A 3,527-nucleotide genomic window follows, 5' to 3' on the forward strand; every position below is an offset into this window, starting at 1 on the left:
CTCCCTTTCCGCTCAAAGAGTATAGATCCCTCTGACTGTGACAGTTAAGGCTCGATCGCTACTATAAATTTTATCCGCTGAAAACCAGTCTTTGCAATCGATCGCGGTCAATAAATAGTCTTGCGGCGGGAAGGGAGTAGAACCGATAGATTTGGTACTTTTTATGAAGTTAATGGATTGTTGAAAGGCATCAATGGCATCGATCTAGGAGTGGTCACAATTTGGCTACATGAATCAGTAGATCGACAATTTAGATTCATTACACTAATCCCAGATTAGGAGAATAAACTTATGAAGCCCAAGTTATTTGAAGAAGTTATTATAAATCGCGATTTCCCAGAATATAATATCGCCAAAGGAGATATTGCGATATTAAACGACTTTGTTACCGATCCTGCGGGGGTGGAAGGCTGTGTGTTGGAGATATACACCGCGATGGGTGCTTTTGTGACTGTCGTAAGTTTACCTGTGACGAGTATCGAGACTTTGCAACCAACAGATAGATTATCAGTGAGAAGTTGTATGAATGTATAGAGATTAACGATCGATCTCTGCACCAGGATATTAGCAACACTAAATGAATAAAATTAGATATTAACGTCAGGAATTCAAATATGCTGCAATCGATCTCTGGAACTTATGAAAATGGAATTGTTCAACTAACGGAGATTCCACTAAATGTTCGATCGAGTAAAGTAATAGTTACCTTTTTAGATTCTATAGATACCAACCCGATGAATCAATTTATCACTCTAGGTATGTTTTCAGGTACAAGGCAATCTACCGCTGAAGATTTTAAAATTGCTGAGTTCCAGGGAGATTTAGATGATTCTCTCGATTGAAGTTAGAATGAGATACATTGTTGATACCCATGCTTTAATTTGGTTTCTAGAAGGTAATTCTCGTTTAGGAACTGCGGCAAAGTAGGTTTGAGAAAATCGAGAAAGTCAATTGATTTTACCAGTAATTGCGCTAGCTGAAGCATATTTTATTGTCGAAAGAGGGAAAACGTCTATTCCTTCAGTCAGTGATTTACATACCGCAGTTAATGGCGATCCAAGGATAGTTGTTTATCCACTCGTTCGCGTAGCGTAGGCAAAGCCTAATCGAGCAATTATTTAAATTACAAATACTTTGCTCAGTATCAATGAAATGCACGATCGACAAATTGTAGCTACTGCCATAATCCTGGAAAATAAGAGAGCAGAGGTTAGTGTTCTGACTTGCGATCGAAATATTACGGCATCAGGAGTAGTTCAAATTATTTGGTAATCCTCCCCGATGCAACTGGACGATCTATATAACGGTAGCTAATAGGATAGTTTTTCTTATTTCTTCTGTCCATAGGGGATAAATCTGATTTCAATCCTGCGTCTAGCGTCATCTGCACCTTGATCGATGATCTGGTGTTAGCTCTGCACTTCCCGACGGAAATTTGAAGTTACCAGACTTTTCATCGATGATAATTGGTGAAGATGATTCTAGTTTTTTAGCGGCTGATATTGATTGTAATAAACTAATCAATAATAAAAAGCTGATAATCATGAACGCATTTGACATCAGATCGGTAAATGCTTGAAATATATTCAGCTCTTCATCCTGATAAGATCTATCTGCTCGTCTAGACATAATATTTTAGCTTAATTACTTTGCGAAAGTCCTTGTGAACTTAAATATCCAGATCTGTTATTTCCATTGTCAATGTTTGATACGATTTTTCTAGCTTTTCAATTACTGTTAATAATCTTTGCAACGACTCTCGATCAGTTTGAATTTTTGGCTCTAATATATTTACTAGTGATTGCCAGTTGGAGCGATTTGCTGTGCTAATATCTTGAATTGATAAGTCTGTATTATTTAATACTTTGAGGCAATTACGATTGAAACTATCGATCGCATTCTGTGTAGATGCAGAAACTTGCACGTTATTTTTACTTAGGGTGACTACTTCTGAGCCAACTTGTTGAAGCGAGTTAATGGCTCGATCGATCGAAGCAATTTCTGGCTCTAACTTGGCTGCGACTGGTTGGAGATTTTTGGAGGCTTGACTAAAGATTGCGGTAGAATTGGCAAATTCAGTTTGAGTATTTTGCCACTTATTAGCCGCATTATTCAAATCGATTACTAGTAAACTATCGCGGATAATTTGAGCAGCACTAACCAAATTATTCGATCCTTCTTGGATGCTGGATGTAGTGTTGTTAGCCCTTGATAGACTTGGTTAATAACTTGATTTGCTTGCTGATGACTGCTCATCATTCCTTCCACACCTACTGCTAAAGTTTGGGTGGAGTTGGTAAATGCTAATTGAGTGGTGCCAAAGTTTGTTACTAAAGCGTCTAGATTTTCGATAATGTTGCTACTCCAGCAGTAAAAATTAATGCATCTACGCCACCTAAATTCGGTAGTAAAGCAGCGATTTTAGCTGCCAGTCGTTGGCGTAGCCTCTCGGAGAGAATCAATATAAATATCTAAAGCTAATTGCGCCCTAGGATTACCCAACTCGATCGCTTGATCGATCTCCCGCAGATCGTTAGATACGCCAGAAACACCCAATAATCCCGACTCAGAATTTAAGATGCGATCGAGTTCTGCAACTGTATATTCCCCTTCCCGCAATAAATGAAGAATGATACCTGGATCGATCGATCCGCAGCGCGTACCCATCATTAAACCGTCCAGCGGTGTAAAGCCCATCGTCGTATCAATACATCGCCCAAATTTAATCGCAGCGAGGGAACAACCATTACCCAAATGACAACTAATTAAGCGTAATTCTGATAGCTCTCGCCCTAATAATTGCGCTGCTCGTTGGGCACAATATTGATGACTAATTCCATGAAAACCATATTTTCTGATGCCCTGCTCTAACCACTGATAGGGGACTGGATAAACATAAGCTACTTCTGGTAAAGTGCCATGAAAAGCAGTGTCAAATACTGCCATTTGGGGTAAATTAGCTGATAGTGATTCAATTGCCTCAATTCCCATCAGATTAGCCGGATTATGGAGCGGTGCAAATATCGATAGTCGATCGATTTCCATCTTCACTTCAGGATCGATTAGCATTGGCTGACTGTATTTATCCCCGCCATGTACCACTCGATGCCCGACTATATCAACCTCCTCAATCCCATTGATAACCTGAGTTTTACCACTCCACAGCAAACTCAATATATATTCAATATCTGCCAATCTAGTCGTTCCAGATCGTTCCTCTCTTACCGACACTGTAGATGATGTTAGTTCGACTGAATCGGCTAATTTTTGGACTTTTAATACTGTTGTCTGACTAGAATTCCAATCGATTTGCCCTGTCCATAATGGTACTGCTGTATTTACGATCGAAAGTTCTCCACTCAATCGATACAAACTCGATTTGAAACTACTCGATCCAGCATTAAGAACTAAGATATTCATTGAGCAAACCGATAATGTTGTCACTGGATAATATTTAAACCCCTAGCTTTTTGTCGTCAACCTCCTCAAAATCCCTTTTTCAGCGGGGAGTATTAGAGATCTAATCT

The 3,527-nt window shown here is 39.2% G+C and carries 4 protein-coding genes; 2 read left to right on the forward strand and 2 right to left on the reverse strand.

All coding sequences use genetic code 11. The features are described 5' to 3' along the window. Positions 1–291: 291 nt before the first annotated feature. Together RMO27_RS00115 and RMO27_RS00120 are read left to right on the forward strand one after the other, a co-directional pair. Positions 292–534: a DUF4926 domain-containing protein gene (locus RMO27_RS00115; RefSeq protein ID WP_309727858.1), complete on the forward strand. Its 243-nt coding sequence runs from the start codon at positions 292–294 to the stop codon at positions 532–534. A gap of 80 nt (positions 535–614) precedes the next feature. Beyond that, positions 615–842, forward strand: coding sequence for a hypothetical protein (locus tag RMO27_RS00120; protein WP_309727861.1), 228 nt, complete (start codon positions 615–617; stop codon positions 840–842). A gap of 827 nt (positions 843–1,669) precedes the next feature. On the opposite strand, the gene RMO27_RS00125 is transcribed toward RMO27_RS00120, so the two are convergent. After that, entirely contained in the window at positions 1,670–2,164 is a 495-nt protein-coding gene (locus tag RMO27_RS00125) for a hypothetical protein (protein ID WP_309727863.1), read from the reverse strand. A gap of 257 nt (positions 2,165–2,421) precedes the next feature. Then, positions 2,422–3,420 carry an acetate/propionate family kinase gene (locus RMO27_RS00130; protein WP_309727866.1) on the reverse strand — a complete coding sequence of 333 codons (999 nt, stop codon included), beginning with the start codon at positions 3,418–3,420 and terminating at the stop codon, positions 2,422–2,424. Positions 3,421–3,527: the final 107 nt, after the last annotated feature.

The sequence above is a fragment of the Chamaesiphon sp. OTE_75_metabat_556 genome (assembly GCF_031378165.1).
Classification (GTDB): Bacteria; Cyanobacteriota; Cyanobacteriia; order Cyanobacteriales; family Chamaesiphonaceae; genus Chamaesiphon.

Excerpts from the sequence above, each read along its gene's own strand:
- RMO27_RS00115 (WP_309727858.1), top strand. The coding sequence starts at position 292 with ATGAAGCCCAAGTTATTTGAAGAAGTTATTATAAATCGCGATTTCCCA.
- RMO27_RS00130 (WP_309727866.1), bottom strand. The coding sequence starts at position 3,420 with ATGAATATCTTAGTTCTTAATGCTGGATCGAGTAGTTTCAAATCGAGT.
- RMO27_RS00120 (WP_309727861.1), top strand. The coding sequence starts at position 615 with ATGCTGCAATCGATCTCTGGAACTTATGAAAATGGAATTGTTCAACTA.